Here is a 22,288-nt window from a genome sequence, read left to right as displayed (position 1 = left end):
ATGTTCGGCATGTTTCATACAAGATGTTCGCGTTTGCAGGATGGAATGTGACCCGGGCCGGGACTAGGATTATTGCGCCGCCCATCTTGTGACCGGACCATCCATGATTGAACTTTATTACGCGCCGACGCCCAACGGGTGGAAAATCTCGATCATGCTGGAAGAGCTCGGGCTGCCTTACACGGTTTTCCCGATTAATATTCGCAACGGTGATCAGTTCAAGCCAGACTTCCTGAAGGTCAGCCCGAACAACCGCATCCCGGCAATCATCGACCGCGCGCCGGCGGACGGTGGCGAGCCGGTCACCATCTTCGAAAGTGGCGCGATCCTGCTTTACCTCGCTGAAAAGACCGGGCGCTTTCTGCCTCAGGATCTGCGTGGGCGCTTCGACGTCATGCAGTGGCTGATGTGGCAGATGGGCGGCCTCGGCCCAATGCTTGGTCAGCATGGGCACTTCGCTCTCTATGCCACCGATAAGATCCCGTACGCCATCGCACGCTATCGCGACGAGGCCGCGCGCCTTTATGGTGTGCTCGACCAGCAGCTTGGCAAAACGGAGGCCTATGTGGCGGGCGACTATTCCATCGCCGACATCGCCTGCTTCCCGTGGACCATGACGCACAAGGCGCAGGGTTTCACGCTTGATGACTATCCGAACATCAAACGCTGGTACGCGCAGGTGCGTGCGCGGCCGGAAGTCCAGAAGGGGTTGGCAGTCGGCAAGTTCGACAAGACGCCGATGGATGAGGAAACGCGCCGCAATATGTTCGGGCAGGCGGCAAAACAAATGCAAAAGGAAACGCCATCATGATCGAGTTCTTTTTCGACTGCTCTAGCCCCTGGACTTACCTTGCGTTTCACAACATCCAGCCCTTAGCCCAGGAGCTCGGTGTCGAGATCACCTGGAAGCCATTTCTGGTTGGCGGCGTTTTCAACACTGTGAATCGCAGCCAGTATGAGGCACGTGAGCGCCCGGTCCCGGCCAAGCAGAACTACATGTACAAGGACCTCTCGGATTGGTCGCGTCTTGCTGGGATTAGGATCAAGATGCCGCCGACGGTGTTTCCGGTGAACAGCGTCAAGGCGATGCGCGGTTGCCTCTGGGTTCAGCCGCAAGGGAAACTCATTCCATTCGCGACTGCGGTATTCGAAGCCTATTGGGGCGATGACCAGGACATCTCGCAGGATGCCGTTTTGACTAAGATTTGCGAGAAGGTTGGCATTGACTCGCAGAAATTCTTTGCCGGCATCGGCGAGCAATCCGTCAAGGATCAGCTCAAGGCCAATACTGATGAAGCAATCCAGCGTGGCGCGTTTGGATCGCCGACCATCTATCTCGACAAGACCGACATGTATTTTGGCAATGATCGTCTGCCGCTGATCCGCGAGGCATTGATGCGAAAGAAGACAGCTGCGTAATGGTGAAAGCTGTCGTCTGTCGCGAGCTTGGCTCACCGGAGATATTGCGCCTCGAAAATGTGGAGTCTGTTGCGCTTACATCCGGGCAAGTACGTGTGGCGATCCACGCGGCCGGAATCAACTTCCCGGATATCCTTATGGTGGCCGGGCAATACCAACTTAAGCCGCCGCTGCCGTTCATTCCGGGTATGGAAGCGGCAGGGGAGGTGATCGAGGTCCCAGACACACCCGGTGTCGGCATCGGCGACAAGGTCATCGTGAAGGCGCGCTTCGGGTGCTACGCCAATGAGATCGTCGTCTCGCCGGATCAACTCGTGCCGTTACCTGCAACGTTTGATTACGCGCAGGGCGCGACCTTTCTGGCCGCCCACGGCACCGCGTACCATGCGTTGGTGGATCGTGCACAGATCAAACCGGGCGAAGTACTTCTGGTGCATGGTGCGGGCGGTGGCGTCGGCCTTGCCGCCGTTGAACTCGGCAAGGTACTGGGCGCGACCGTGATTGCCGCGGCTTCGAGCGAAGAGAAACTTGCAGTTGCGCAGACGAGAGGTGCGGATCACACGGTGCCCTACGCTCGCGAGCCGTTTCGCGATGCCGTCAAGCGCGTCACCGAAGGGCGCGGCGTCGACGTTGTGTTCGATCCCGTGGGCGGCGAGATCTTCGAGGAAAGCTTGCGCTGCATCGCTTGGGGAGCCCGAATTCTTGTGGTCGGGTTCACCGGCGGCGTCGGCAGTGCGCGTACCAATCTGGTCTTGATCAAGGGGGCGAGTGTGCTCGGCGTGCGGGCCGGTGAGGCCGTGCGGAAGAATCCTTTACTTGGTGTGGCGCGACAGGAGATGCTTTCGCGCCTTGCCAACGAAGGCCGCATCAGCCCCAATATTTCGCATCGCCTGCCGCTGGATAATTACGCAGCTGCGATGCGCCTGCTGATGGATCGCCGTGCCATCGGACGGGTAGCGCTGATAACGTGATTAGGCGTTGCGGCCGTTGTTATTAAAATGGCCTTGTCGAAGAAATGCGATGGTTTGATCGATCGCTGGTCGATGTCTGATCAACCACGGATGGGACGCGTCGACGACGATGTGGTCGGACATCCCTTCGACCTTCGTGTTTGCGATGGTCACACGCCCATCGTTCGGCCCCACAAGGAAAAACGATGATGAGATGGGATCGATGGACCGATTGCCTGCGATGATGCCGAGAGGATAATTGGGAGACTGAAACAGCGCCTCTGTCGTCTCATCCCGTACCGTGACGAGCTGTTGGCCGGCAGGTCCAAAAAATTTGCGATAGCCAATGAAGTTCTTCAGGTGATCGGCAACTTCGCTTCCGCCATTCGGCGTGCCGAGCATCACAACGCGACCAAGACGCTTGGGCGGGTGCGTGGCGAGATAGACACGCGCCAGCAGGCCGCCCATGGAGTGACATACGAAGTGCGTTGATCCCTCGATGGTCTCGGCAAAGCGGATGATGGCCGGATGAATGTCTTCGGCGAGCATTTCGAGCGGCTTGCGGCGGCTCGCATAGTCGACATTCAGCGTCCTGAATCCAGCTGCTTCGATCGCATGCTGCATCCTGTTCATGGATCGAAACGTTCGGCTGATGCCGTGCAGGAGAACAACGCCGTCCTGCGGCTGGTTTTTTCGCGCAACGACCATGATGATGGCGCTATTTATACTCTCGCTCCGTCCACCACGGGAAATAGGAGGGCATATCCTGCGATACGGTCTGCTTGAAGTTCGCGGGACGCTTCTCAAGGAAGGACATCACGCCTTCGCGCACGTCGGCCGATGCGCCACGCGAATAGATGCCCCGGCTGTCGATCTTGTGTGCTTCCATGGGATCGTCCGCGCCGAGCATGCGCCACATCATTTGCCGGATCAGTGCGATTGAGACGGGCGCGGCGTTTTCGACGATGTCGCGGGCGATTGTGCGTGCGGTCGGCAGGAGTTCATCCGCGGGAACGACCTTGCTGACAAGGCGGCCTTCGAGCGCCTCCTGCGCGGGAAACACTTTGCCGGAGTAGCACCATGCCAATGCCTGCGAAATACCGACGAGACGGGGGAGAAACCAGCTTGAGGCCGCTTCGGGTACGATGCCGCGCCGCGCGAACACGAATCCGAACCGTGCATCTTCAGATGCGATGCGGATATCCATCGGCAGCTGCATGGTCACGCCGATGCCGACAGCGGCGCCATTGATGGCGCCGATCACCGGCTTGAGACATTTGAAGATGCGCAAGGTTACGCGCCCGCCGCCGTCGCGGACTGCATCGTCGCTCCATTCGATTTCGCCGTTGGGGCGGAGTGGCGCGGATTTGTGGTCGGCACGTGCTGCGCGGTCGAACGTCTTGCCGCCTTCGGAAAGATCGGCGCCTGCGCAAAATGCGCGTCCGGCTCCGGTGACAATGATAGCGCGGACATCGTCGTCGGCATCGGCGGCATCAAATGCTGCAATCAATTCATCCCGCATGACCCAGGTGAACGCATTCATCTTGTCCGGGCGGTTCAACGTGATGGTCAGGATGTTGTCTTGGATCTCGTATTTGATGGTCTCGAAGCTGGTTATTGCCTGCGCCATCGCGAATCCTCTCGTTTTGTTGTTTGTCGTTGATTTGATCTTATGGGGCGCCTGATGGAAAGTGCTGGCAATTTGCGCCGCCGAATAGCCACTATGCGGTGGACGGCGGCTGTGGCGAGGCCTAGTTTTTCGATCGCGTTTCATTGCAGTTGGATGGCATCGGATGCGAGCAATTCTGGATCATTTTACCGGCGGACAGGAAATGCTCCTCGCGGCTGGCCAACTGCTGATCCGGCAGGGTGAGAGCACGGGTCATCTGTATGTGCTGGTCGATGGCCGGCTCGATGTCATAAAGGGTGACACTGTCGTCGCAACCGTTGCTGAACCTGGTGCGATTCTTGGTGAAATGTCGGTGCTGCTCAAACAGCCCCATACAGCAACGGTGCGCGCTGCCGTCGATACCGAGATTTATCAGATCAACGATGCGGCGCGCTTTCTACGCAAGCAGCCGGAAGTTGCGATGATGGTGGCTACGCAGCTCGCGCAACGGCTCAACGCCGCGACGACTTATCTGGCGGACATCAAGCAGCAGTACGCAGGGCACGGCACCCATCTGGCCATGGTCGGCGATGTGCTTGAGAGTCTTGTCAACGTACCGCCTGCGAAGGCTGAGCCGGGATCGGATCGGCAGCCCGACCCGCGGCTATAAGCCAATCCGGAAAGTCCACGACATCCTTCGCCGGGCGCTGCAGCGGCGCATTCAGATCGATGTATTGTTCACCGGCCGCGGACAGCCAGAATGCCGTGCCGGCATCGAGGTCGAGTGCGATAAAGGTGGGCGGACTGCCGAACTGATGGCCGGCATTGAACACCCACGTCTCTCCGACCCGATCAAACCAGGAGCCGTCGCGTGTGAACGGCGACTGATGGACATGGCCGGATAGCACAAAATCCGGCCGGTAGGCTTCGATCCACTGCGCCAGTTCGATATCGCCCTGGGAGCGAGAGCCGGCCCAACTCGTTGGCGAATCGGCTGGCGGTGCGTGATGGACCCAAATCCAGCGACCATGATGGGTCGTAGCCGCTTCGCGCAGTTGAGCGCCGATATTCTCCTTGACCCGGGGGCCGTCCCACCACGGACAGATCGTGAAGAATGTGTCGCCGATGGCGAGGCTATCGCCGTCTCGCGCGATTCCGAGGTTCTCGGTTTCGCTGATCCAGCGCGAGACCTTCTCACCCGTCGCGTCGCGTTCATCCAGGTCGTGATTGCCCGAACACAGGATCACGCGCGTCGCTTGCGACAAAAGAGCCAGATACTTGCGCACGACAACAATCTGCGCGCGGAAGTCGACAATCGATCCGATGTCCAGCGCATCGCCTGCGATGATCACCACATCGAAATACGGCGCGGCGCGCAGCAGCCAGTCGAACTGGGGCAAGGAATAATGCAGATCGGCAACCACGAGACAGCGCATGGCCATTCAAACAATCGTTTGCAAAGGGTCCCGGCCGGACCATCTGTGCAGAGAATGGCCTTTACCGCAATCCGGGATGTCGCGATTCGTCCGGTCGATTCGCCGGAGCCTGCACCGGCGTTGTGCCAAAAGCGTCTTTGTCGACGCTAGCGCAATCAGGATAAGTGTCTGATGCGGCTTTCAGTCGGGGCCAAAGCGGTGTTACAAGGCCGTCGCGCGGACGTGGCGGAATTGGTAGACGCAAGGGACTTAAAATCCCTCGATGGCAACGTCGTGCGGGTTCGATTCCCGCCGTCCGCACCATCGAGAATTTCGATATAAGATCAATTGGTTAACTCGTCACCTGTACGTCGATTTGATTAGGCGAGGGCGGGAATATCTGGCCGTCGTCGATATTGTCAGGTGAAGGTTCTGCTCATTGCCTAATGGCCGGTTGAAGTGCTTTTGCTCTTTCATCGAAATCTAATAGGTCTGGAGGCTGTGGAGTAATGGCCAAAGAGAAATGGGATGGCGAGGTGCTTCGAAGTTACGACGGTATGGGCTATTGCCTCAGATATCGTGTAGACGACGGCTTGATGTATATGGAAGTGAATGGCAAGCGCATCTCGGCGGCAAGGCCTCTTGCGGGGAAAACGTTGGACGGAAGCGCTGAGTGGTTCTTAGGTGAATATGTGGCGAAGCAATCGCTAAAGTAGTCAGACCCTTGCAACCGCCGATCCCCTGCGTTCATAATTGAGTGCGGGGGATTTTCTATGAAATACGTTCTGACTCTATCTTTGCTTTTATTAGCTGGTTGTTCAGCCCAGAAGCGCGATCCAGAGAAAGAAGCGCTCTTTAAGGAATTCGAAAGAGACAAGGTTCTCGTCGTTACGTGTTCGCCTCCCGAAGGAGTTGCTACAGCGGCGCCACAGGTAGTCTATCGATTTCGTGGCGATCTTGTCGTGGCGAGCTATTGGGAAATTACAAGGATAGAGGCCGCAACGCCAGAAAATGTATGCAGTAAATTACGATCAAAACCCGAGCCGGTGGCGGAAACGCAAAAAGATCAGAAATCGCCCTCGCTTTCAGACCTGACAATAGGAACGGTATGGGACTGGGTCGTGCAGATTTGGAAATCCATTAGTCGGCGGTAGATGAAGGCGCAACGTTAATCAGCAAGTGGTTTGCAGTGCCGTTTGTATGCGGGGCAACAAGATACCCGTAGGGATGAATAATGGACGCTAGTTGGATGTTTTCGGTGTTGGGAACGGTTGCAGCTAGCGGTGTAACATCTGCGCTCGTTTCCTATTGGCTGAACCTCAAGAAAGATCAAAACATATTTATGCGGCAAAAGGCCGAAGAACTGTATCGAGCATTCGAACGATACGATCATGTTCTAGGAGGACATTTTCTTCCTTACTTTTCCGTCCTGAGGGGAGAGCAGGACTATAACAGTTTCCTTGATGAGCAACTGAAAAGGAATTCTAAGGAGACGGGTAGCAAGCAAGCGCTCTCTGAAACACAGATGCTCATTGGAATTTATTTTCCGAGGCTTGAGGCGAGCTTGTCAGAATATTTAAAGTGCCGCGATGAGCTGAATAGTTTCTTGCTGCTGCATAAGCGAAAATATAAGGCGAATGCCCTTGGCGAAGATATTTTCAAGAACTGGGTCGAGCCGTTTTCCGATAACTTCCTAGTTCTCGGAAAACGGTCTGATAAATTGAAGCTCTCTATTGTTTCTGAGGCGAGGCAATATATCCCCGATGTTAATAGCTTCTTCAACAAAGGTCCGGTGAGCTTAAAAGCTGAGGTGTAACGCCTCAATCATCGTCACGCTAATGCAGCGGACCGTCCATATGCCGGGCCCGAAGCAAGATCGTTTCAGCTAGTCACTTGTGTCTGAAAACCGCCACCACGTCCCCATGGCGTGAAATTTCTGGGTGTCCATTCCTCGCCGGGTTCAAGATCGCTAACATCAACTTTGAGATCTGATCCCGCGATAATTTCAGCGCCCATTTTTTCTGCACCGCGCTCGGTCGCGTAGCGGCGTGAAACGGTCCACTCGTCGGTCGAAATGTCATACATGCGGACTTTGTAAACAGTCACCTGTGTCACCAGCTTCCTCGCTATCAATTTGTCGTTGACCGTTACGGAGTATGTTCTTGTTTTGTTTCTATGTCAATTTCGACCCTTGGAGAGGCTTACAGGCTTAGCTGGCGCATCCGCGTGAACTGCTAGCGGGGATATGTGGAAAGCCCGACCAAGATCACGAAATGCGAGAACAGCGCTGAGTTGGATATGCAAACATTAGTCTGATCGAAGGGCGGAGGTTTTCCGCTTGCTCGTTTAGGCAGTCGCTTGATGTGCCCGGTGTGCGGCAATTGGGACGTAGCGGTGATGTTTCAACCGCCACCAACTAAGGTGCGGGAAGTCGCGCGGTCAAAGTCGAAATGGGAATAGGGCCAAAGAGTCATGGGCAGGGAATTTTGGATTTGGCTTAGCTCGCTGGAGGCTCCTGTGAAAGCCGCAATGATCACCGCGACCGCTACTGTCACCGGCGCAATTCTAGCAGCCACGGTCGTCTTTCTTCAGATTGGTCGTCAAGCCGGCAAAGCGCGGGAAAATGATAGGAGCGGTGAAGAGCTCAAGCTCAAAATCGAAATCTATCGATCAATCTTGTCGGTGTGCAGAGAGGCGCTCGACGCGAAACTTGATGTCTCTAACTTTATTCGCATGTTTCCCATATCTATTCGATCCGCGAAGGGCACGCTGTCGCTTGGTTACACCCCCGTTTTGCCAAGAGAGCGCTTTTCGACATTCAATGAGAAGTGGAGCGCTGCTCACACAAAAGCTGTGAATGTTGTCATCACCGTTGAAGAATGGGGTATTGTTGATCCTAGAATGAAGGTCTTTCAAGTTGCCTTCAATGCTGCACTCTACGATGCTCAAAAAGCTTACGCGAACTATATTGACGCCTCGATGCCGATCTTTCCGGCTCCGCGTTTAGACAGTCCGGATAAGACGTTTCCGTGGTCTCCTCCAAATAGTGAATCTCTGTTAAAGCTAGAGCGGTCAGGCGAGCAGATCCTGGATGCACTTTCAAATATTGAAAGTTATGTCGAAGATTTTCGCGTGCAGATGCAGCAATTGTTGGTCGGTGCGCTTTTTCCGGGGTATGTCGTTGATATCCGAAAGCCGCTCAACCCGGCGCTGAAGGTAATCGAACTCAAGCGACACAAAGAGCTAATCAAATACTTTGAAGAAGAGACTGAGTGGGGTCGAAATGTAACGCGGGTTAATTCCGCAGTAAGAAAACGGTTCGGAAACGGCGTTTAGCTCCCAATTTTCGGCATCAATAGGCTGGTGGTGCGTTAGCTTCGGATTGAAGCACCGGGGCCGCGATGTCATATTTTTCACAGAGCCGTGTAATTATTTCGAGAAAAGATTGGTCAGATGCCGGGTTTACGTAAACGTCAGAAATTACGTCATTCAGATTTACCGATACAGATTCATTAAATTGCGCTGGCGATCCGTTTTTGGCGCCCCGCCAATCGACCCATACCGCGCGGAGTTCGTTCTCGTGCTGGTAAGATTTTCTTTTGTGCGTGATGAAGTTGAGAACGTTCTGCACTGAGATGGCATCGGTGCGATAGTCAATGTATCGGACGCACCCAAGATGGCATCGATTAGGAAGCGCCTGTGCCAATCTGTTGTAGGTTGATCGAACGCATACCGACTGCTGCTGCGCCCCATACAATTTCCACATCGCCGCAGATTCTTCGTCATTCATATGCCAACAACTTACAAAAAAACGTTTCTTGGATTCCGCTATGTAGTTTGTCCATTTCGAGTGCAGCGTCTCTTTGACATTATCTATAAATGTTTGATCATCTTCGCCGGTAAGCTTCTGCTGTCGGATTGCTTCAAGAATACCGTCGTAGCCCGCAAGAAGCTTTGTGTAGTGTCCTTCGTGGGGGTCGCCTAAGCGATCGCTGCGCGAAAAATATAAGGCGTTGTTCTGAATCATCCAAAGAAATTTGACGAGGTCCATATATCGCCAAATTGACACATCCCGGTCTTCTGGCGGCGGAAAGCTCGAATGTTCTTTGATCATGGCGCACCAGGTAAATATAGGCGGTTTGCTAAGCTAGAGCTTAGTCGAGAATCGCTTTGGCATCTTGCTGCGTCATTCTAAAGTGCTGGGCACGTCGTCGCGGCCGTAATGTCTTAAAACATTCCCCAAAGGACTGCGGCGTTCAGCGATAGCGCTGCGGTGAGGACAAGCGTGACGGGCAAGAGCATTTGCTTTCCTTTCGGCCGGTGTTTGCTGTCGAGGAAGCCATGCCGCGATTCCACCGCCTGAGTCCCATCCTTTATTTCCGACGTGCGGGAAGGGCTGTTTACCTTTGATTCAGGACTCACCGATGCAGGCTCGATATACCCAGAAAATCAACCTATTAGGATTATGTCGTAGGACTTAAAATCTCTCGATGGCGATGTCGTGCGGGTCCGATTCTCGCCGTCCGCACCACCACACAATCAACACGAAGATCATGGAATGCCGGTGCATGGCTGAATTTCTAAACGATCCCGGTCAGGGAATGCATCGTGGACAACCGTCAGCGATGGCCAGTCTCAAATTGGCGACCATGGGCTTTGTCGCGCTTGCGCTCGGCGGCTGTGCATCCAGTGCTTCGTCCAGCATGTTCGTTAATCCGGCGAAATATTCGCTCTATAATTGTCAGCAACTCGCGACCGCGCGTGCCGCGACGAACGCGCGCGTCGTCGAACTTGAGAGGTTGATGGCGAAAGCGGAAACGGGCGCTGCCGGTAGCCTCGTATCCGGTCTTGCCTATCAGACCGACTATCGAGCCGCTCGCGCCGAGCGTGACCAGATCGATGAAAAATTAGCTCAGGATAATTGCCCTGCGACTCCGCCAACTCCGGCAGCGACTACAACGCCGGCCGAGCCGCCCCCAGCGAAGCGAAAACGTTGATCGCGGATCAAGGCATTCGCCAATTGTAAATCCAGTCCTGCCGTGAGAGCAGGCGCGATCCGCCCAGTACCTTGATGACCTGATCGCGGGCGAAACCGATCGGCCCGCCGAGATGATAAATCTGTCCCGTTTGACGCGCGGTGCGCTGCGCCCGCGTCACGCGTGGCGCACGGAGTTTGGCGTATTGGGCGAAGGCGCTGTCTGCATTTCCCTGCGCGTCCGCCAAACATTTCGCGATGACCATGGCGTCCTCAATTGCCATCCCCGCGCCCTGAGCCACGAACGGCAGCATGGCGTGCGATGCATCTCCGAGCAGGGCAATTTTGCCCTTATTCCATGCGCCGCCGTCGGGCATCGCGAACAGGGCCCATTTCCGCCAGCTGTCGACAGCGCCGATCATCATGCGCGCGGCGATCGGCCATTGGGGTGCAGAGAAGTGATTGGCGATCTCCACGACATCGCCGGGTTCGCTCCAGCCTGGCCGGCTCCATTTGCCGGATGTGATCGCGACCACATTGATCCGCTGCCCGCCGGACATGGGGTAGGCGACGATATGAGCGTTCGTTCCCATCCAGAGCTGGACGCGTCCGGTCGCGAATTCCCGAGGGAGCTGCTTTGCGTCGATGGTGCCGCGCCATGCGATGCGGCCTGTGAATTGCGGCCGGACCTCCGGAAATATCTGGTGACGGACCGTGGACCACACCCCGTCAGCACCGATCAGCGCGAGCGCCGGCTCCTGCTGGCGAGCGGCCCCCTTGCGTTGGACGACGGTGACGCCCTTGGGGTAGGTGGCGACGTCCTCGAATTGCGCGCCAAGGCGAAGGTCAATGTCGGGATGGTCCGCCACGAGGGTCAGCAGAGCAGATTGGAGGTCCGCTCTGCGAACAATCCAGTAGGGGCCGCCGTAGCGGAGGATGGCAGCCGCGCCCAAGGGGATGCGACCGATCTCTCGACCGGTTCGGGCCGTGGAGATACTGATCGCGTCGGGGGCGATCACATGGGGGGCAAGAAGAGATTCGAGGCCGAGTTCAATGGCCAGACGGCTGGCGTTGGGGGACAGCTGGAGCCCCGCACCGGCTTCCTCAAGCCGTTCGGCCCGCTCCATGATGACGACACGGAACCCTTGTCTGGCAAGCGCGAGGGAGGCGGTCAGGCCTCCGATGCCGGCACCAGCAATGACGACGGTGCGCGAGGTGGCCACAAGGGCCTCAGGCCACCTTGTCCTTCACCACGCATTCCGGAGGGCGTGCCGAGCCGGGGGCAATATCGGCCGCGTAGCGGTAGAGCGTCGAGCAATACGGGCAGATGATCTCGTTGTCGTCGCCGAGGTCGAGAAACACGTGCGGGTGGTCGAAAGGCGGATTGGCGCCGATGCACATGAATTCACGCGAGCCAATTTCGATGATGGCCACGCCTGCATCGTTTTGAAAGTGGGGAACGACGTGATCCGCCATAGTAAGTCACCTTGAGGTCCAAAAAGTCCAAATGCCCATATGCAGTAGCGGCACAGCACAACCTGCGTCGCCGGCTGCACCATACTGAGCGATGCAACGAATTCATAGGTCGCGGCTCTGGATTCGTCCAATCCGCGATAAAGTCGTCGTGTGGATTCGACACAATCCCGCCGCTTTGGGAAAGCCCTTCTTTCGTTGGGGAGGTTGTGTCTGAAAAGCGGCACACCATCTCAAGGTCGGTACCGGTTAGGGCCAACGGAAGCAATTTGGAGCTGCGGTTCGGTGTGAAAGTGTCATGGCGTATCGGTGTAGCGTTGATGGGCGCGGCAGCTGCGGCTGCCGTGTTTGTTGTCGTGTGGCCACGCGCCCATGACGCCGCAGCATTGCTTCTGGCGCAGGATGACCCGGCGAAATTGTCTGATCTCCAACTCGGAGCCGCCTTGCGGGATCGCGGGAATTCCATCGCGGAAAATGTGACCGCGGCGCTGGACGCAGGGGACGTAGACCTTGCGAAAAGTTTTACCGATCTGGCAAAGGACCAAAATATTTCGCTTCCAGCAGGATTGTCGGAGCGTGTCGACGCGGCCGTTGCCGAGGAAAATTCAACGACCAATATGGCGCGCCGGTTTGCGACCGGTCTGGTGACGGGCGAGGCCGATGACGTTGTCAGCCTTTCGGGGACGGTCGCAGGCGATCTGTTTGTGTTCGGAGACATTCGCGATGTGGTCCGCGAGGGCAAGCGGCTTGCCATGGGGGAGGATGCCGATCGGCTGGTGCTTGGGCTCGCGGGGGCTGGTCTTGCGGTGACCGCCGCCACCTATGTTTCAGCTGGTGGCGCTGTGCCTATTCGCGCAGGTCTCTCAATGGTGAAGGATGCGCGTAAGTTGGGCCGATTGGGTGCAGGCCTGACCGAGTGGGCGGGCCGTTCCGCGCGCGGCGTGGTGGATGCGCCAGCATTACAGCAGGCCGTCGCGACGGCTTCGATTGCTCACCCCGGTCAGGCCATCACCGCCATGAAAGCCGCATTCAAGGCGGAAAAGGCAGGTGCTCTTGTTCGCCTCGCTAAGGATGTTGGACGCGTCGGTGAAAAAGCAGGGACACGTGGTGCGCTCGATGTACTTCGCATTGCCGACGGTCCGACGGATGTCGCTCGTGCTGCGCGCCTCGCGGAAAAGAAGGGCAGTCAGACACGCGCTATCTTGAAAATACTTGGCCGCGGCGCGCTACTGCTTACCATGGGCACCTTCAATCTTGCGTCGTGGATATTCGCAGCATGTCTTGCGGTGTTCGGTTTTCTGTCGTCGATCAAGTCTGCGACCGAGCGGCTCGCGCTCTGGTCGCTACAGCGGTCAAAACGCAAACGCGCGCTACGAGATATGGTGGTGGCGCAGACACCTGGTCCGATACAAGCCATTTAGAGGTGCTGGTGATCTGCGTCAGGCTCCGTTAAACTCCATCTTCTTTCCCTATTGTCCCGCTCTAAGAACCATCCCCAACAAAAATGGAATAAAAGTGATGCCGAGCTTTCACAACGGCTCCGTGGAAATCTCGTACCTCGATGAAGGCGAGGGCGATCCGATCGTGCTCGTGCACGGCTTCGCGTCTACCAAGAACGTAAACTGGGTGTATCCGACGTGGGTGTCAACGCTGGCTAAAGCTGGGCGGCGTGTCATTGCGCTCGACAATCGCGGGCATGGAGAGTCGAGCAAGCTCTACGATCCTGAGGAATACCATATCGGCATTATGGCTGGTGACGTGCGCGCATTGATGGATCATCTCGACATCGCGCGTACGGACATGATGGGCTATTCGATGGGAGGGCGGATCACCGCTTACCTTGGCCAACGTAATCCTGAGCGTTTGCGCTCAGCAATCCTCGGCGGCATCGGCATGGGCCTGATCGAAGGCGGCGGTCCCGGGGAGAATGTCGCGACCGCGCTTGAGGCGGATTCACTCGATGATGTGACCGACCCGATGGGAAAGACTTTTCGCGCCTTTGCAGATCAGACCCGCTCGGACCGCAGGGCGCTGGCAGCTTGTTTGCGAGGTTCGCGCCGCTTGATGACCCGCGATGAAGCCGCGGCAATCAGTGTTCCAACGCTTATCGCAGTCGGCACCACCGATGATGTCGCAGGATCGTCACATCGGCTGGCGGAGGTGATACCGGGCTCGCAAGTGCTTGATATTCCAAATCGCGATCACATGCGCGCGGTCGGGGACCGCGTTTATAAAGACGGCGTGATGGAGTTTCTGGCAAATCGGCCCTAGACGGGGAAGGTAGAATATTATTCGCGCGTCAACCTTGCGGGCATTGCGGCCTTCCTTCGGCCGATTATGTGGTAATATCTTCCTAAATGGATCAGCCGGATATCACCATGGTCAAGCATCAACTCGATACGAAGTCCACTCTCCAGACTGTCGATCCAGTCTGGACTCGCATTCGTGACGAGGCCGAAGAAATCGTTCGGCGCGAACCGGAATTGGCGACGTTTATCTACTCAACGGTGTTGCATCATGACCGGCTCGAGGCTGCAGTCGTGCATCGCATCGCCGAGAGGCTGGATCACTCCGCGTTGTCTGGCGATCTAATCCGTCAGGCTTACAACGAAGCAATTCGTGAAGAGCCGGATTTCGGCAATGCTTTCCGAGCTGATCTGGTGGCTGTGTTTGATCGTGATCCCGCAACGTCGCGCTTCATCGATCCGCTGCTTTACTTCAAGGGCTTCCACGCGATCCAGGCGCACCGTCTGGCGCACTGGCTCTACAACAAAGGCCGCAAGGATTTCGCGTCCTACATCCAGAGCCGCGCATCTGCTGAATTCCAGACCGATATCAATCCTGCGGCGAAGATTGGTCGCGGTATTTTCCTCGACCACGCGACGGGTTTCGTTGTTGGTGAAACTGCAGTGATCGAGGACGATGTTTCCATCCTTCACGGCGTGACGCTTGGGGGAACGGGGAAGGAAAACGAGGATCGTCATCCTAAAATTCGTCACGGCGTCATGATCGGAGCGGGCGCCAAGATTCTCGGCAACATCGAGGTCGGACATTGTGCCCGTATTGCTGCTGGTTCAGTGGTCGTTAAGCCTGTTCCGAACAACGTAACAGTTGCAGGCGTGCCGGCGAAAATTGTCGGTGAAGCAGGTTGCGCCGAGCCGTCGCGGACAATGAACCAGATGCTCAACGCACTCGGCACCTGACATAAAAAAAATTCTAGTGTGGTGGTTTAGAAGTTCGCTTCATCTTTTCCGCGAGTCCTTCAAGCGAACTTCTAAACCTAAACCACACTAGCATTTTGATTTTACTAGTGTCCTTTGGAATCCAAAGTTCGCTAGGGAGTGCCGCACAACTAGGCGAACTTTGGATTCGGGACACTAGATTTTCTTTTGATTGTCCGCTCACGGGCTCTGGCGTGTCGCGTCGTCCCGCATTAAAGCTATCGCAAATTTCGATCACTTGAGGAGATGCACGTGGACGTTCAGGAAGTCAGGAAGCTCGACGCTTATCTCAAGCGCGTGTTCGGGAATCCAAAAATCCGAGTCGTGCCGCGGCCCAAGAAGGATGACTCGGCCGAGGTGTACATCGGCGAAGAGTTCATCGGCGTGTTGTTCGTCGACGACGAGGACGATGATCGCTCCTATCAGTTCCAGATGGCGATCCTCGAGACTGACATCGAGGAAGAAGTCTGAGAATTTTTAGGCTGGCACTTTGATTGTGCCAGCCTGCTTCCCCTGCACCCGCGATAGATGTGTTGTGGCGAGACCGCGGTTTGCATACTAACTCCGCGGTGTCCGCATTGTGTTGACGATCTGCTCCATGGCGCCGGAGACGTTGCGCCATTGCGAGAGCCAATCGCGTGGAAATCTGAAAATCAGATCTGCCCCTTCAATGCGTCTCTCGCTCAGGCACATGCCGGGCGTCGCAGCGTCACGCGTACATCGTGCCACCAGCCGAGGCGTTTCGGCGTAAACCAGATCTTCGCTGGCGTAGGGAGTGTTGTTGCGAAACGCCCGGATGTCGAGACCGTCCTCGACGCGTTGAGCGTTTGGGTCGAGATAGCGCGGATAGATGGTTTTCAAGCGCTCATCAGGCGGCATCGCATCGTGATGCGCGGCAATAGATAGAAAAATGCGGTCGATCGCCGGGAGGTTCTCTTCAACGGTCTCGGCGCTGACATGACGTGGGGCGTCTGGCGGATTGAGCGAGGGGTAGACAAACGCAAGATCAATCCGTTCCTGCGGACCTGTGCGTTTCTGGATCTTCACCCGGATGGCCTTGGTTGGAACGTTGAACAGCGTGTTGCCAATGCTGATCGGCAGGCGCGACGGATCGCTGGGTTTTTCCAGGTTCCAGGTTGGCCACAGCAAATAGGTCACGACGCTGATGGCTGCGGCCCCAATTCCCCCCATCACGAAAAACGGGGAGAGAAGACTGCGCTTAACGCGTCGCGCGGCAGGCCTCGGGTTTGAGGTCGGGGAATACAGGGCCATGAACCAACAAGAACTTTCCATACAGGCGGCTAGGCCGCGAATCGGCGCCGAGTATGCCACGGAGATCATGTTTCTATGAGGTCCGGGACATTTTATTGCGCAGGGGAGGTACCGGGCGCCCGTTAACCTTTCTTTAAGGATAAGCTGGCGGTAGCGGCGGCATTTTGCGAGCGTAGCCGGCGTGAACCAGAGGTCCTGTTGGCGCCTGCGCCAAGGCCAGATCGGTTCAATCATCTCGTTGTGTTGGAAGTGTTCGATGTCGCCCGAAGCGTTCAATTCGTTTTTCGCCATTCTCGTTGGCTTTGCACTCGCGGGTGCTTTGACGAGCGGATATCAGGCCTTCGTCCAGCGGCCTGCCGGATTTGGTCTTCTGTCTCATGAGGCGACGGCCAAAGCGGTTGCAGCGATCCCGTTCCTGGTGTTCGCGGCGCCTTTCATCATCATGCGCAACACCGTGCGCGGCCGTCAGCTTGAAAACCGGCGCTTCGAGTTCGTGATGTTGGCGACGATCATTGCCGGCTTCTGGAGCATGATGTCAGGCACGGTCCTGATCATGCTGCTGGAGGTTTCCGGCCTGCTTGCATAAAAGCGTTTTCGAGCGAAGTGGTTACCGGTTCGCGTGAAGAAAACGCGTCAAACGGGAATAGAGCGTTTATGAGCGCCTCGGTTCTGACTCAATCGGAACCGGATATGCTCTAGCCCTCGCCAGAGCCAGCCCATTCATGGCATTGTCGGCTAGTGTCCCGATTCCGAAGTTCGCATCATTCCGCTGCACGTTCGTTTGCGAACTTCGGAATCGAAGGACACTAGCAAATTATATTGATCTAGTGTGGCTTTGGTTCAGAAGTCCGCATTTCAGACTCGCCGCACGAATGATGCGGACTTCTGAACCGCCACACTAGGTGTCCCGCGTTTCTCACGCGAACCCGATCCCATTTCGCCTGAAACGCGCTGACCGGAGACAGTGAATGTCGCTCTACGAACTTGACGGTAAGGCCCCTGAACTTCCCGCTGACGGACAATATTTTATCGCTGAAACTGCAACCGTCATCGGCAACGTGCGCTTGAAAAACAATGCAAGCGTCTGGTTTGGGTCAGTGCTGCGCGGCGACAACGAACTGATCGAGATTGGCGAAGGCTCGAACGTGCAGGACAACTGCACCTTTCACACGGATCCCGGCTTTCCGCTGACCATCGGTAAGAATTGTACCATTGGGCACAACGTCATCCTGCATGGTTGCACGATCGAAGATGGTGCTTTGATCGGCATGGGCTCGATCATCATGAATGGCGCGCGTATCGGCAAAGGCTGTGTCGTTGGCGCAGGCGCTATCATCACCGAGGGCAAGGAATTTCCGGAGCGCTCACTCGTCGTCGGCGCGCCGGCAAAAGTGATCCGCGCGTTGACACCGGAGCAGGTGAGTGCGCTGACCCAGGGCGCGCCGCACTACGTGTCCAACAGCAAGCGCTTCAAGGCCGGGCTGAAGAAGATCGGCTGACCAGTCCGGCTCCGCCTGACCTCACCAAACGTTAGCATGAACCAAATGAGTTGCGGCCAGCCCTGGGGGAGAGCTGGCCGCGCACGAACCGGTCTGGGACGGGGAGGGGTGGGTTTATGACCGGGCCGTGTATCTCCGTTGATCTTGTTTAAAGGTCAGCGTGCGCTTGCGGTCGCAACGGCTGGACGTGTGTCGCCAAGCGAGACCCAGACATTCTGATCAGTCTGAGACTGCCGTTTGACGAAGCGGTAGCCCGTGTCAGTCCAGGCAACGATGTCCTCATTCTGGTTATCGAGAATGAACTCGCCTTTGTCCGACTTCACGGTCAGAACTGCGTGGCCTTCGCCTTTCTTGTCGCGCACCACGGTGATCAGGAGAGCCTCGCGTGGCCATCCGGCATCGATCAGCATCTTGCGCTTGAGCAGGACGTAGTCCTCGCAGTCCCCATATCCGTCCGTCGGATACGACCACTTCTCGATGACACCCCAATGATCCATGTCGGTAATCGGCTTGACGGTGTCGTTGACCCAGCGATTGACGCGCACCAGGTCTTTCCAGGCGGCCTGCGTCATCACGATGTCGCGGGCTTGTGTTGGGCCGCTCTGACAGTCAGCGGGATTATCGTTACAGAATTCGATCCAGCCGATCGGCGATCGTGCGGAATCACCCAGGCTTGCATAAAGCGCGCGTTCACTTGCCGCGTTTGCGGCGGCAGTCATGCCGATGAGGCTGGCAACAACTGCCAAGCCCAGTCCCTGTCCACGTATTGAGAACATTGTGGCCCCCTTTGTTTTTGTTGGGGCCATCATTCCCACAAAGGATTTGCGGGTGGGCTAAGTGTACCAAGTACAATTGAAGCAATTACAAGTAAAAACCGAGGATAAATCGAGTTTTATTTGAGTAGAATAAGCATAAAATTTGAAATACTTGGATTTGATTCAAATTTTATCGAACCCTTTCCAAGCGATTGATATTGCGAATTTTTTTAAGAGGAGTGGAGTTCGCGGCTGATGGCTGCCGCACACGTCCAAAACGCATCAAGGCGATATCCGGTACCGGATATCGCCTTGATGAGCCTGCAAAATCAGAAGTTGGTAACCTCGGCTCTTTACCGGGCGCTTACGTTGTCTTCGACAGTGTCAGGAAGCTGCGGGTGAATGAACTCGATCGCGAAGCCCTCTTCGAGATGGCGGACGACGCGAGACCGGACACGGCCGAGTGTGACTTGTTCTCCGACCGAGGGGCGCATTTCCGCTCCAAGGGCCGCACCCGACAGCGAGAGGTCGATGATCCGGCACGGCATGGCGCGGCCATCATCGAACTTGAGCAGGGCCATCGGATTCCGCGGCACGATACGATCGTGGCGACGGTCTTCCGGCAAGTTGAGGATCTGACGGTTGGCGAGCCAGGTGAGCTGGGCCGCAAGCTTGTCCCGTTTGCGCGGTGTCGCGGCAACGGTCATGGCAAAGCCGTTATCGAGCAGGCGGGTGATTTTGCCTTCGACGCGGCCGATATGGTCGAGATAGGCGACCACGCGCTCGCCCACGTTGCCAATGCCAGGCGCCAACATCGCGAGGCCGCCCGGCGACATATTGATAATCTGACATGGAAATTCACGCCGGTCCGCCAGCATGTAGCGACCGAGCAGGTGCACCTTCACGCGCTGAAAGCGCCTCCGCTCCTCAGCGGATGGCCGAATGATTTGTCTTTGTACCAACGCCATCATCACACCAGTCAACCGGCCGTTCGGTTTCGGTTAACCTTAGGGCGCGCAGGGTTAATGGTGCGTTAGCGAGGCTGCATGTGCAGCCTTCGCGCTAGCGGTCCCATTCTAACATTCGCATCCCGTTTCAGCAGGCACCTCTGCGAATGTTAGAATTGAAGGACCACTAGCAAGTATAAATTTCTAGTGGAGTTTTGGATTTGACATTCGCATGGCGAATTCGCGGCCGGTGGGGAGCGAATGTGAGATCCACTCTATGAGTTATCGCAAGCCTTCGTAAACGGTCAAACCGCGTACCACCGACCACTTGCGCAACGTTCGTGGCCCGCGCCGTTCCTGGCCGACATGTCGCCACGACGTGAGATTGAGATCCTTCAAAGCGCTGTAGGCCTGCGCTTCGCGAGCACCGAATGGCACCAGCATTCCCGTTATACTGACTGGCGAATGCGAGCGTGGGCTGAACGGGAGCAGCAGCAACTCCAGATGAGCGAGTGTGCCATCCGCTGCACGCGCGGTAACACCCGCGACCGTCGCCAGCGTTTCTTCGGCGACGATGCCGACGATGTCCTCAACATCGTGCCGGCTGTCGTCATTGAACAGGCCGGTAAAACTTTGGCTCTTCAGGTCTCGGCCAAACAGGGCGCACACTCGCGTACCTGCGACGCGGAATGGATAGGCTGCTGCCGCGTCGTAGGACAGGACGAATGTGTCGCCCAACAGGTGGCGAATTTCTTCGGGCGCAAGATCGCTCCGTTCCGGCGCAGCATCGCCGGCACGCTTTTCGTCCCAATAGCCGAAGAACTCACGGCTCGCAGGATGTTTCATGTCTGAACCCTTGCCCCGCGCCTGAACCAAAATGGGACAGAGTTGTCCCGCTTCAGCCGTTACGCGGCCCCTTCGTTGTTGTGCGGGAGCAGAGGTGCAGCGTCCATGCCTGACGCGAGGAGTAGACAGGTGTTTGTCGCGTTAACGTTAAATTTACCATGAGCTTTGTGAATATGAGGAGCGCGGGTAAGGTCCTCGCACTCGATGTCGCCGGTCTTCTCCAGGGACTGGCGGTGGCAAGTCGAACTTTGAGTTGAAGTTACAGGTGGCGGAAAACAATTTGGTCATTGCGCGGGGAGGGGTGGGGATTGCCCGAGCGCCACAGCGCTCTTACTCGTAAGGCGCGCAAAAGACCGACAAAACCGGAGGGAGGGCTTTTTAGCCCTCCCTTTTCTTTTGCAGTGCCCGCTTGCACCACCCCGCTAAAGCCGCCTATCTCAGGGGACGCGACCGTCTTTGTCCCCGCCACTTTGGACCTGTGCGCCCTTGGATTCTCCAGACCCATCTCTTGAGCCGACCGAGCCGCCTCGCGAGCCGATCCTGACCATTCCTGGGGCGATGACGCTGTTGCTTGTCATCATGGTGGGCATTCATGCCGTGCGCACCATGTTGCCGCTGGATGTCGATCAGGAAGTGATCTGGATGTTCGGCTTTGTGCCTGCGCGTTACGATACATCCGTACTTGCCGGGCAATTTCCAGGCGGGGTTGGTGCGCAAATCTGGACCTTCCTGACCTATGCGTTCCTGCACGCCGACATCACCCACATTGCGTTCAACATGCTGTGGATGTTGCCGTTCGGCAGTGCGGTGGCCCGCCGCTTCGGGCCGGTAAGATTTTTCGCATTCTTCGCCGTGACGGCCATCGCTGGCGCCGTCGCACACCTTTTGACGCACCAGCATCAAGTCGCTCCCATGATCGGGGCATCAGCGGCGGTATCGGGCGCCATGGCGGCAGCAATTCGGTTTGCGTTTCAGCGGGGCAGCTTCCTGTCGTTCGGACGGGATGTCGCGACCGCTGCACACGTGCCTGCGCTTTCGTTGGTGCAGTCGCTGCAGAGTTCGCGGGTGCTGGGCTTCCTTGCAGTTTGGTTTGGCCTCAACATCGTCACGGGTCTCGGGGCGATTGCCATCGGCACTGGCTCGCAAAGCATTGCATGGCAGGCGCATATCGGCGGATTTCTCGCGGGATTGTTGTTGTTCTCGCTGTTCGACCCCGTGCCGCGGGCAATTGTGCAGGACAACCGCGCCGGTGCGCTGCCTCCGGCCGGCGGACCTGATTTGCGCTGAACAGCCCTGCGGTAACGTCTACCTTGCGGGCTCATATCATTTGGGACATCATTGATTTGCGCTGACACCGCTTTCTCTTCGCGGATCGAGCGCAACCAAATTGATGCTGCGTTGTTTGACTCAAGAGCAAAAGGCCGCCGGTACAACCCGAGCGGCTATCTTCGGGGAGACGACAATGACGGTTCGAGCTGTTCTGGACTCCAAAGGCCATCAGGTTGTCAGCGTATCGCCGGACGCCAAACTTTCGGCGGCGGTGAAAATTCTATCCGAGCGCCGCATCGGTGCAGTGCTGGTGATGAGCGGACAGCGCATCGATGGCATTCTCTCAGAACGAGACGTTGTGCGCGTGCTCGGCGAGCGCGGTGCAAGCGCCCTCGATGAACCTGTCCGCAACGTGATGACGCAAAAGGTTATCACTTGCAGGGAGGCAGACACCGTCGGCGCGATCATGGAGGTCATGACGTCGGGCAAGTTCAGGCATCTGCCGGTCGTCGAAAACGAGCGGATCGTCGGCCTGATTTCGATCGGTGACGTCGTGAAATGGCGCGTCGCCGAATATGAGCGGGAGCAGGAAGCGCTCCACGACTACATCAAGACCGCCTGAGATATTTCGCGACAGC

The 22,288-nt window shown here is 56.8% G+C and carries 28 protein-coding genes and 1 tRNA gene; 18 read left to right on the top strand and 11 right to left on the bottom strand.

Translation table 11 applies throughout. The annotated features are described in order from the left end of the window. Positions 1 to 103 precede the first annotated feature (103 nt). The 3 genes from ACZ5C3_RS20175 to ACZ5C3_RS20165 are packed head-to-tail and all read left to right on the top strand — an operon-like array spanning position 104 to position 2,390. Positions 104 to 811 (top strand): glutathione S-transferase N-terminal domain-containing protein, encoded by a 708-nt coding sequence (locus ACZ5C3_RS20175; RefSeq protein ID WP_464032446.1) that lies wholly within the window; start codon positions 104 to 106, stop codon positions 809 to 811. Further along, positions 808 to 1,419 (top strand): DsbA family protein, encoded by a 612-nt coding sequence (locus ACZ5C3_RS20170; RefSeq protein WP_464032444.1) that lies wholly within the window; start codon positions 808 to 810, stop codon positions 1,417 to 1,419. The genes ACZ5C3_RS20175 and ACZ5C3_RS20170 overlap by 4 nt, the downstream gene beginning before the upstream one ends. Beyond that, positions 1,419 to 2,390, top strand: a complete 972-nt coding sequence (locus ACZ5C3_RS20165; RefSeq protein ID WP_464032442.1) for an NADPH:quinone oxidoreductase family protein — start codon at positions 1,419 to 1,421, stop codon at positions 2,388 to 2,390. Before ACZ5C3_RS20170 ends, ACZ5C3_RS20165 begins: the two co-directional genes overlap by 1 nt. On the opposite strand, the gene ACZ5C3_RS20160 is transcribed toward ACZ5C3_RS20165, so the two are convergent. Then, positions 2,391 to 3,077 carry an alpha/beta hydrolase gene (locus ACZ5C3_RS20160; protein WP_464032440.1) on the bottom strand — a complete coding sequence of 229 codons (687 nt, stop codon included), beginning with the start codon at positions 3,075 to 3,077 and terminating at the stop codon, positions 2,391 to 2,393. A gap of 10 nt (positions 3,078 to 3,087) precedes the next feature. Further along, positions 3,088 to 3,999, bottom strand: coding sequence for a crotonase/enoyl-CoA hydratase family protein (locus ACZ5C3_RS20155; protein WP_464032438.1), 912 nt, complete (start codon positions 3,997 to 3,999; stop codon positions 3,088 to 3,090). Positions 4,000 to 4,162: 163 nt separating this feature from the next. Between ACZ5C3_RS20155 and ACZ5C3_RS20150 the strand changes: the two genes are divergently transcribed. After that, the gene (locus ACZ5C3_RS20150; protein ID WP_464032436.1) at positions 4,163 to 4,648 is read left to right on the top strand and encodes a Crp/Fnr family transcriptional regulator; all 486 of its coding nucleotides are present in this window, start codon (positions 4,163 to 4,165) and stop codon (positions 4,646 to 4,648) included. On the opposite strand, the gene ACZ5C3_RS20145 is transcribed toward ACZ5C3_RS20150, so the two are convergent. Continuing rightward, positions 4,587 to 5,414 carry a metallophosphoesterase family protein gene (locus ACZ5C3_RS20145; RefSeq protein ID WP_464038386.1) on the bottom strand — a complete coding sequence of 276 codons (828 nt, stop codon included), beginning with the start codon at positions 5,412 to 5,414 and terminating at the stop codon, positions 4,587 to 4,589. The genes ACZ5C3_RS20150 and ACZ5C3_RS20145 overlap by 62 nt on opposite strands. A 216-nt stretch (positions 5,415 to 5,630) precedes the next feature. On the opposite strand from ACZ5C3_RS20145, the gene ACZ5C3_RS20140 reads away from it, so the two are divergent. The 4 genes from ACZ5C3_RS20140 to ACZ5C3_RS20125 all read left to right on the top strand — a co-directional run bounded on the left by ACZ5C3_RS20140 (position 5,631) and on the right by ACZ5C3_RS20125 (position 7,209). Further along, positions 5,631 to 5,717, top strand: a tRNA-Leu gene (locus ACZ5C3_RS20140). 185 nt (positions 5,718 to 5,902) lie between these two features. Further along, positions 5,903 to 6,109: a hypothetical protein gene (locus ACZ5C3_RS20135; RefSeq protein ID WP_464032435.1), complete on the top strand. Its 207-nt coding sequence runs from the start codon at positions 5,903 to 5,905 to the stop codon at positions 6,107 to 6,109. 57 nt (positions 6,110 to 6,166) lie between these two features. Beyond that, on the top strand, positions 6,167 to 6,547 hold the full coding sequence (locus ACZ5C3_RS20130; protein WP_464044239.1) for a hypothetical protein: 381 nt from the start codon (positions 6,167 to 6,169) through the stop codon (positions 6,545 to 6,547). A 104-nt stretch (positions 6,548 to 6,651) separates the two neighbouring features. After that, positions 6,652 to 7,209 (top strand): hypothetical protein, encoded by a 558-nt coding sequence (locus ACZ5C3_RS20125; protein ID WP_464032431.1) that lies wholly within the window; start codon positions 6,652 to 6,654, stop codon positions 7,207 to 7,209. Positions 7,210 to 7,274: 65 nt separating this feature from the next. Here ACZ5C3_RS20125 and ACZ5C3_RS20120 read toward each other — a convergent pair whose 3' ends face one another. Continuing rightward, complete coding sequence (locus ACZ5C3_RS20120; RefSeq protein ID WP_464032430.1) at positions 7,275 to 7,478, bottom strand: hypothetical protein; 204 nt, start codon at positions 7,476 to 7,478, stop codon at positions 7,275 to 7,277. A 432-nt stretch (positions 7,479 to 7,910) separates the two neighbouring features. On the opposite strand from ACZ5C3_RS20120, the gene ACZ5C3_RS20115 reads away from it, so the two are divergent. Then, positions 7,911 to 8,729, top strand: coding sequence for a hypothetical protein (locus ACZ5C3_RS20115; protein WP_464032428.1), 819 nt, complete (start codon positions 7,911 to 7,913; stop codon positions 8,727 to 8,729). 16 nt (positions 8,730 to 8,745) lie between these two features. Here ACZ5C3_RS20115 and ACZ5C3_RS20110 read toward each other — a convergent pair whose 3' ends face one another. Continuing rightward, positions 8,746 to 9,507: a hypothetical protein gene (locus tag ACZ5C3_RS20110; protein ID WP_464032426.1), complete on the bottom strand. Its 762-nt coding sequence runs from the start codon at positions 9,505 to 9,507 to the stop codon at positions 8,746 to 8,748. A 454-nt stretch (positions 9,508 to 9,961) separates the two neighbouring features. Between ACZ5C3_RS20110 and ACZ5C3_RS20105 the strand changes: the two genes are divergently transcribed. Then, positions 9,962 to 10,390 carry a hypothetical protein gene (locus ACZ5C3_RS20105; protein ID WP_464032424.1) on the top strand — a complete coding sequence of 143 codons (429 nt, stop codon included), beginning with the start codon at positions 9,962 to 9,964 and terminating at the stop codon, positions 10,388 to 10,390. 7 nt (positions 10,391 to 10,397) lie between these two features. Here the strand turns inward: ACZ5C3_RS20105 and ACZ5C3_RS20100 are convergent, their stop codons facing one another. Next, the gene (locus ACZ5C3_RS20100; RefSeq protein ID WP_464032423.1) at positions 10,398 to 11,591 is read right to left on the bottom strand and encodes an FAD-dependent monooxygenase; all 1,194 of its coding nucleotides are present in this window, start codon (positions 11,589 to 11,591) and stop codon (positions 10,398 to 10,400) included. Between the two features lie 7 nt (positions 11,592 to 11,598). Then, the gene (locus ACZ5C3_RS20095) at positions 11,599 to 11,844 is read right to left on the bottom strand and encodes a zinc-finger domain-containing protein (protein WP_464032422.1); all 246 of its coding nucleotides are present in this window, start codon (positions 11,842 to 11,844) and stop codon (positions 11,599 to 11,601) included. Positions 11,845 to 12,128: 284 nt separating this feature from the next. Between ACZ5C3_RS20095 and ACZ5C3_RS20090 the strand changes: the two genes are divergently transcribed. From ACZ5C3_RS20090 to ACZ5C3_RS20075, 4 genes are all read left to right on the top strand, one after another. After that, entirely contained in the window at positions 12,129 to 13,262 is a 1,134-nt protein-coding gene (locus ACZ5C3_RS20090; protein WP_464038385.1) for a hypothetical protein, read from the top strand. A 97-nt stretch (positions 13,263 to 13,359) separates the two neighbouring features. Then, positions 13,360 to 14,112, top strand: a complete 753-nt coding sequence (locus ACZ5C3_RS20085) for an alpha/beta fold hydrolase (protein ID WP_464044238.1) — start codon at positions 13,360 to 13,362, stop codon at positions 14,110 to 14,112. 107 nt (positions 14,113 to 14,219) lie between these two features. Then, on the top strand, positions 14,220 to 15,044 hold the full coding sequence (cysE, locus tag ACZ5C3_RS20080) for a serine O-acetyltransferase (RefSeq protein ID WP_464032421.1): 825 nt from the start codon (positions 14,220 to 14,222) through the stop codon (positions 15,042 to 15,044). Positions 15,045 to 15,314: 270 nt separating this feature from the next. Then, positions 15,315 to 15,533, top strand: coding sequence for a DUF3126 family protein (locus ACZ5C3_RS20075; protein WP_464032420.1), 219 nt, complete (start codon positions 15,315 to 15,317; stop codon positions 15,531 to 15,533). Between the two features lie 87 nt (positions 15,534 to 15,620). On the opposite strand, the gene ACZ5C3_RS20070 is transcribed toward ACZ5C3_RS20075, so the two are convergent. Further along, positions 15,621 to 16,334, bottom strand: a complete 714-nt coding sequence (locus ACZ5C3_RS20070; RefSeq protein ID WP_464032418.1) for a hypothetical protein — start codon at positions 16,332 to 16,334, stop codon at positions 15,621 to 15,623. 256 nt (positions 16,335 to 16,590) lie between these two features. Here ACZ5C3_RS20070 and ACZ5C3_RS20065 point away from each other — a divergent pair, with 256 nt between their 5' ends. Both ACZ5C3_RS20065 and ACZ5C3_RS20060 read left to right on the top strand, forming a co-directional pair. Then, the gene (locus ACZ5C3_RS20065; RefSeq protein WP_464032417.1) at positions 16,591 to 16,920 is read left to right on the top strand and encodes a DUF6949 family protein; all 330 of its coding nucleotides are present in this window, start codon (positions 16,591 to 16,593) and stop codon (positions 16,918 to 16,920) included. A 382-nt stretch (positions 16,921 to 17,302) separates the two neighbouring features. After that, entirely contained in the window at positions 17,303 to 17,833 is a 531-nt protein-coding gene (locus tag ACZ5C3_RS20060; RefSeq protein WP_464032416.1) for a gamma carbonic anhydrase family protein, read from the top strand. Between the two features lie 155 nt (positions 17,834 to 17,988). Here ACZ5C3_RS20060 and ACZ5C3_RS20055 read toward each other — a convergent pair whose 3' ends face one another. The 3 genes from ACZ5C3_RS20055 to ACZ5C3_RS20045 all read right to left on the bottom strand — a co-directional run bounded on the left by ACZ5C3_RS20055 (position 17,989) and on the right by ACZ5C3_RS20045 (position 20,381). Continuing rightward, positions 17,989 to 18,609, bottom strand: a complete 621-nt coding sequence (locus tag ACZ5C3_RS20055; RefSeq protein WP_464032414.1) for a transglutaminase-like cysteine peptidase — start codon at positions 18,607 to 18,609, stop codon at positions 17,989 to 17,991. Positions 18,610 to 18,941: 332 nt separating this feature from the next. Next, positions 18,942 to 19,556 carry a PilZ domain-containing protein gene (locus ACZ5C3_RS20050; RefSeq protein ID WP_464032412.1) on the bottom strand — a complete coding sequence of 205 codons (615 nt, stop codon included), beginning with the start codon at positions 19,554 to 19,556 and terminating at the stop codon, positions 18,942 to 18,944. 261 nt (positions 19,557 to 19,817) lie between these two features. Then, positions 19,818 to 20,381: a PAS domain-containing protein gene (locus ACZ5C3_RS20045; RefSeq protein ID WP_464032410.1), complete on the bottom strand. Its 564-nt coding sequence runs from the start codon at positions 20,379 to 20,381 to the stop codon at positions 19,818 to 19,820. Positions 20,382 to 20,939: 558 nt separating this feature from the next. Between ACZ5C3_RS20045 and ACZ5C3_RS20040 the strand changes: the two genes are divergently transcribed. Beyond that, positions 20,940 to 21,668: a rhomboid family intramembrane serine protease gene (locus ACZ5C3_RS20040; protein ID WP_464038384.1), complete on the top strand. Its 729-nt coding sequence runs from the start codon at positions 20,940 to 20,942 to the stop codon at positions 21,666 to 21,668. 175 nt (positions 21,669 to 21,843) lie between these two features. Next, the gene (locus ACZ5C3_RS20035) at positions 21,844 to 22,272 is read left to right on the top strand and encodes a CBS domain-containing protein (RefSeq protein WP_464032408.1); all 429 of its coding nucleotides are present in this window, start codon (positions 21,844 to 21,846) and stop codon (positions 22,270 to 22,272) included. Positions 22,273 to 22,288: the final 16 nt, after the last annotated feature.

This window comes from Afipia dichlorophenoxyacetatis (assembly GCF_055386385.1).
Note: the sequence above shows the minus strand (reverse complement) of the source record. Positions and strands in the feature narration are given on the sequence as shown.

What these genes read in the sequence shown, in the direction of transcription:
- ACZ5C3_RS20055 (WP_464032414.1), bottom strand. Translation starts at nt 18,609, where the DNA reads ATGTTCTCAATACGTGGACAGGGACTGGGCTTGGCAGTTGTTGCCAGC.
- ACZ5C3_RS20120 (WP_464032430.1), bottom strand. Translation starts at nt 7,478, where the DNA reads ATGTATGACATTTCGACCGACGAGTGGACCGTTTCACGCCGCTACGCG.
- ACZ5C3_RS20165 (WP_464032442.1), top strand. Translation starts at nt 1,419, where the DNA reads ATGGTGAAAGCTGTCGTCTGTCGCGAGCTTGGCTCACCGGAGATATTG.
- ACZ5C3_RS20085 (WP_464044238.1), top strand. Translation starts at nt 13,360, where the DNA reads ATGCCGAGCTTTCACAACGGCTCCGTGGAAATCTCGTACCTCGATGAA.
- ACZ5C3_RS20145 (WP_464038386.1), bottom strand. Translation starts at nt 5,414, where the DNA reads ATGCGCTGTCTCGTGGTTGCCGATCTGCATTATTCCTTGCCCCAGTTC.
- ACZ5C3_RS20170 (WP_464032444.1), top strand. Translation starts at nt 808, where the DNA reads ATGATCGAGTTCTTTTTCGACTGCTCTAGCCCCTGGACTTACCTTGCG.
- ACZ5C3_RS20065 (WP_464032417.1), top strand. Translation starts at nt 16,591, where the DNA reads ATGTCGCCCGAAGCGTTCAATTCGTTTTTCGCCATTCTCGTTGGCTTT.
- ACZ5C3_RS20105 (WP_464032424.1), top strand. Translation starts at nt 9,962, where the DNA reads ATGGCTGAATTTCTAAACGATCCCGGTCAGGGAATGCATCGTGGACAA.
- ACZ5C3_RS20060 (WP_464032416.1), top strand. Translation starts at nt 17,303, where the DNA reads ATGTCGCTCTACGAACTTGACGGTAAGGCCCCTGAACTTCCCGCTGAC.
- ACZ5C3_RS20130 (WP_464044239.1), top strand. Translation starts at nt 6,167, where the DNA reads ATGAAATACGTTCTGACTCTATCTTTGCTTTTATTAGCTGGTTGTTCA.
- ACZ5C3_RS20150 (WP_464032436.1), top strand. Translation starts at nt 4,163, where the DNA reads ATGCGAGCAATTCTGGATCATTTTACCGGCGGACAGGAAATGCTCCTC.
- ACZ5C3_RS20160 (WP_464032440.1), bottom strand. Translation starts at nt 3,077, where the DNA reads ATGGTCGTTGCGCGAAAAAACCAGCCGCAGGACGGCGTTGTTCTCCTG.
- ACZ5C3_RS20040 (WP_464038384.1), top strand. Translation starts at nt 20,940, where the DNA reads ATGACGCTGTTGCTTGTCATCATGGTGGGCATTCATGCCGTGCGCACC.
- ACZ5C3_RS20035 (WP_464032408.1), top strand. Translation starts at nt 21,844, where the DNA reads ATGACGGTTCGAGCTGTTCTGGACTCCAAAGGCCATCAGGTTGTCAGC.
- ACZ5C3_RS20070 (WP_464032418.1), bottom strand. Translation starts at nt 16,334, where the DNA reads ATGGCCCTGTATTCCCCGACCTCAAACCCGAGGCCTGCCGCGCGACGC.
- ACZ5C3_RS20155 (WP_464032438.1), bottom strand. Translation starts at nt 3,999, where the DNA reads ATGGCGCAGGCAATAACCAGCTTCGAGACCATCAAATACGAGATCCAA.
- ACZ5C3_RS20110 (WP_464032426.1), bottom strand. Translation starts at nt 9,507, where the DNA reads ATGATCAAAGAACATTCGAGCTTTCCGCCGCCAGAAGACCGGGATGTG.
- ACZ5C3_RS20045 (WP_464032410.1), bottom strand. Translation starts at nt 20,381, where the DNA reads ATGAAACATCCTGCGAGCCGTGAGTTCTTCGGCTATTGGGACGAAAAG.
- ACZ5C3_RS20175 (WP_464032446.1), top strand. Translation starts at nt 104, where the DNA reads ATGATTGAACTTTATTACGCGCCGACGCCCAACGGGTGGAAAATCTCG.
- ACZ5C3_RS20095 (WP_464032422.1), bottom strand. Translation starts at nt 11,844, where the DNA reads ATGGCGGATCACGTCGTTCCCCACTTTCAAAACGATGCAGGCGTGGCC.
- cysE (WP_464032421.1), top strand. Translation starts at nt 14,220, where the DNA reads ATGGTCAAGCATCAACTCGATACGAAGTCCACTCTCCAGACTGTCGAT.
- ACZ5C3_RS20135 (WP_464032435.1), top strand. Translation starts at nt 5,903, where the DNA reads ATGGCCAAAGAGAAATGGGATGGCGAGGTGCTTCGAAGTTACGACGGT.
- ACZ5C3_RS20050 (WP_464032412.1), bottom strand. Translation starts at nt 19,556, where the DNA reads ATGGCGTTGGTACAAAGACAAATCATTCGGCCATCCGCTGAGGAGCGG.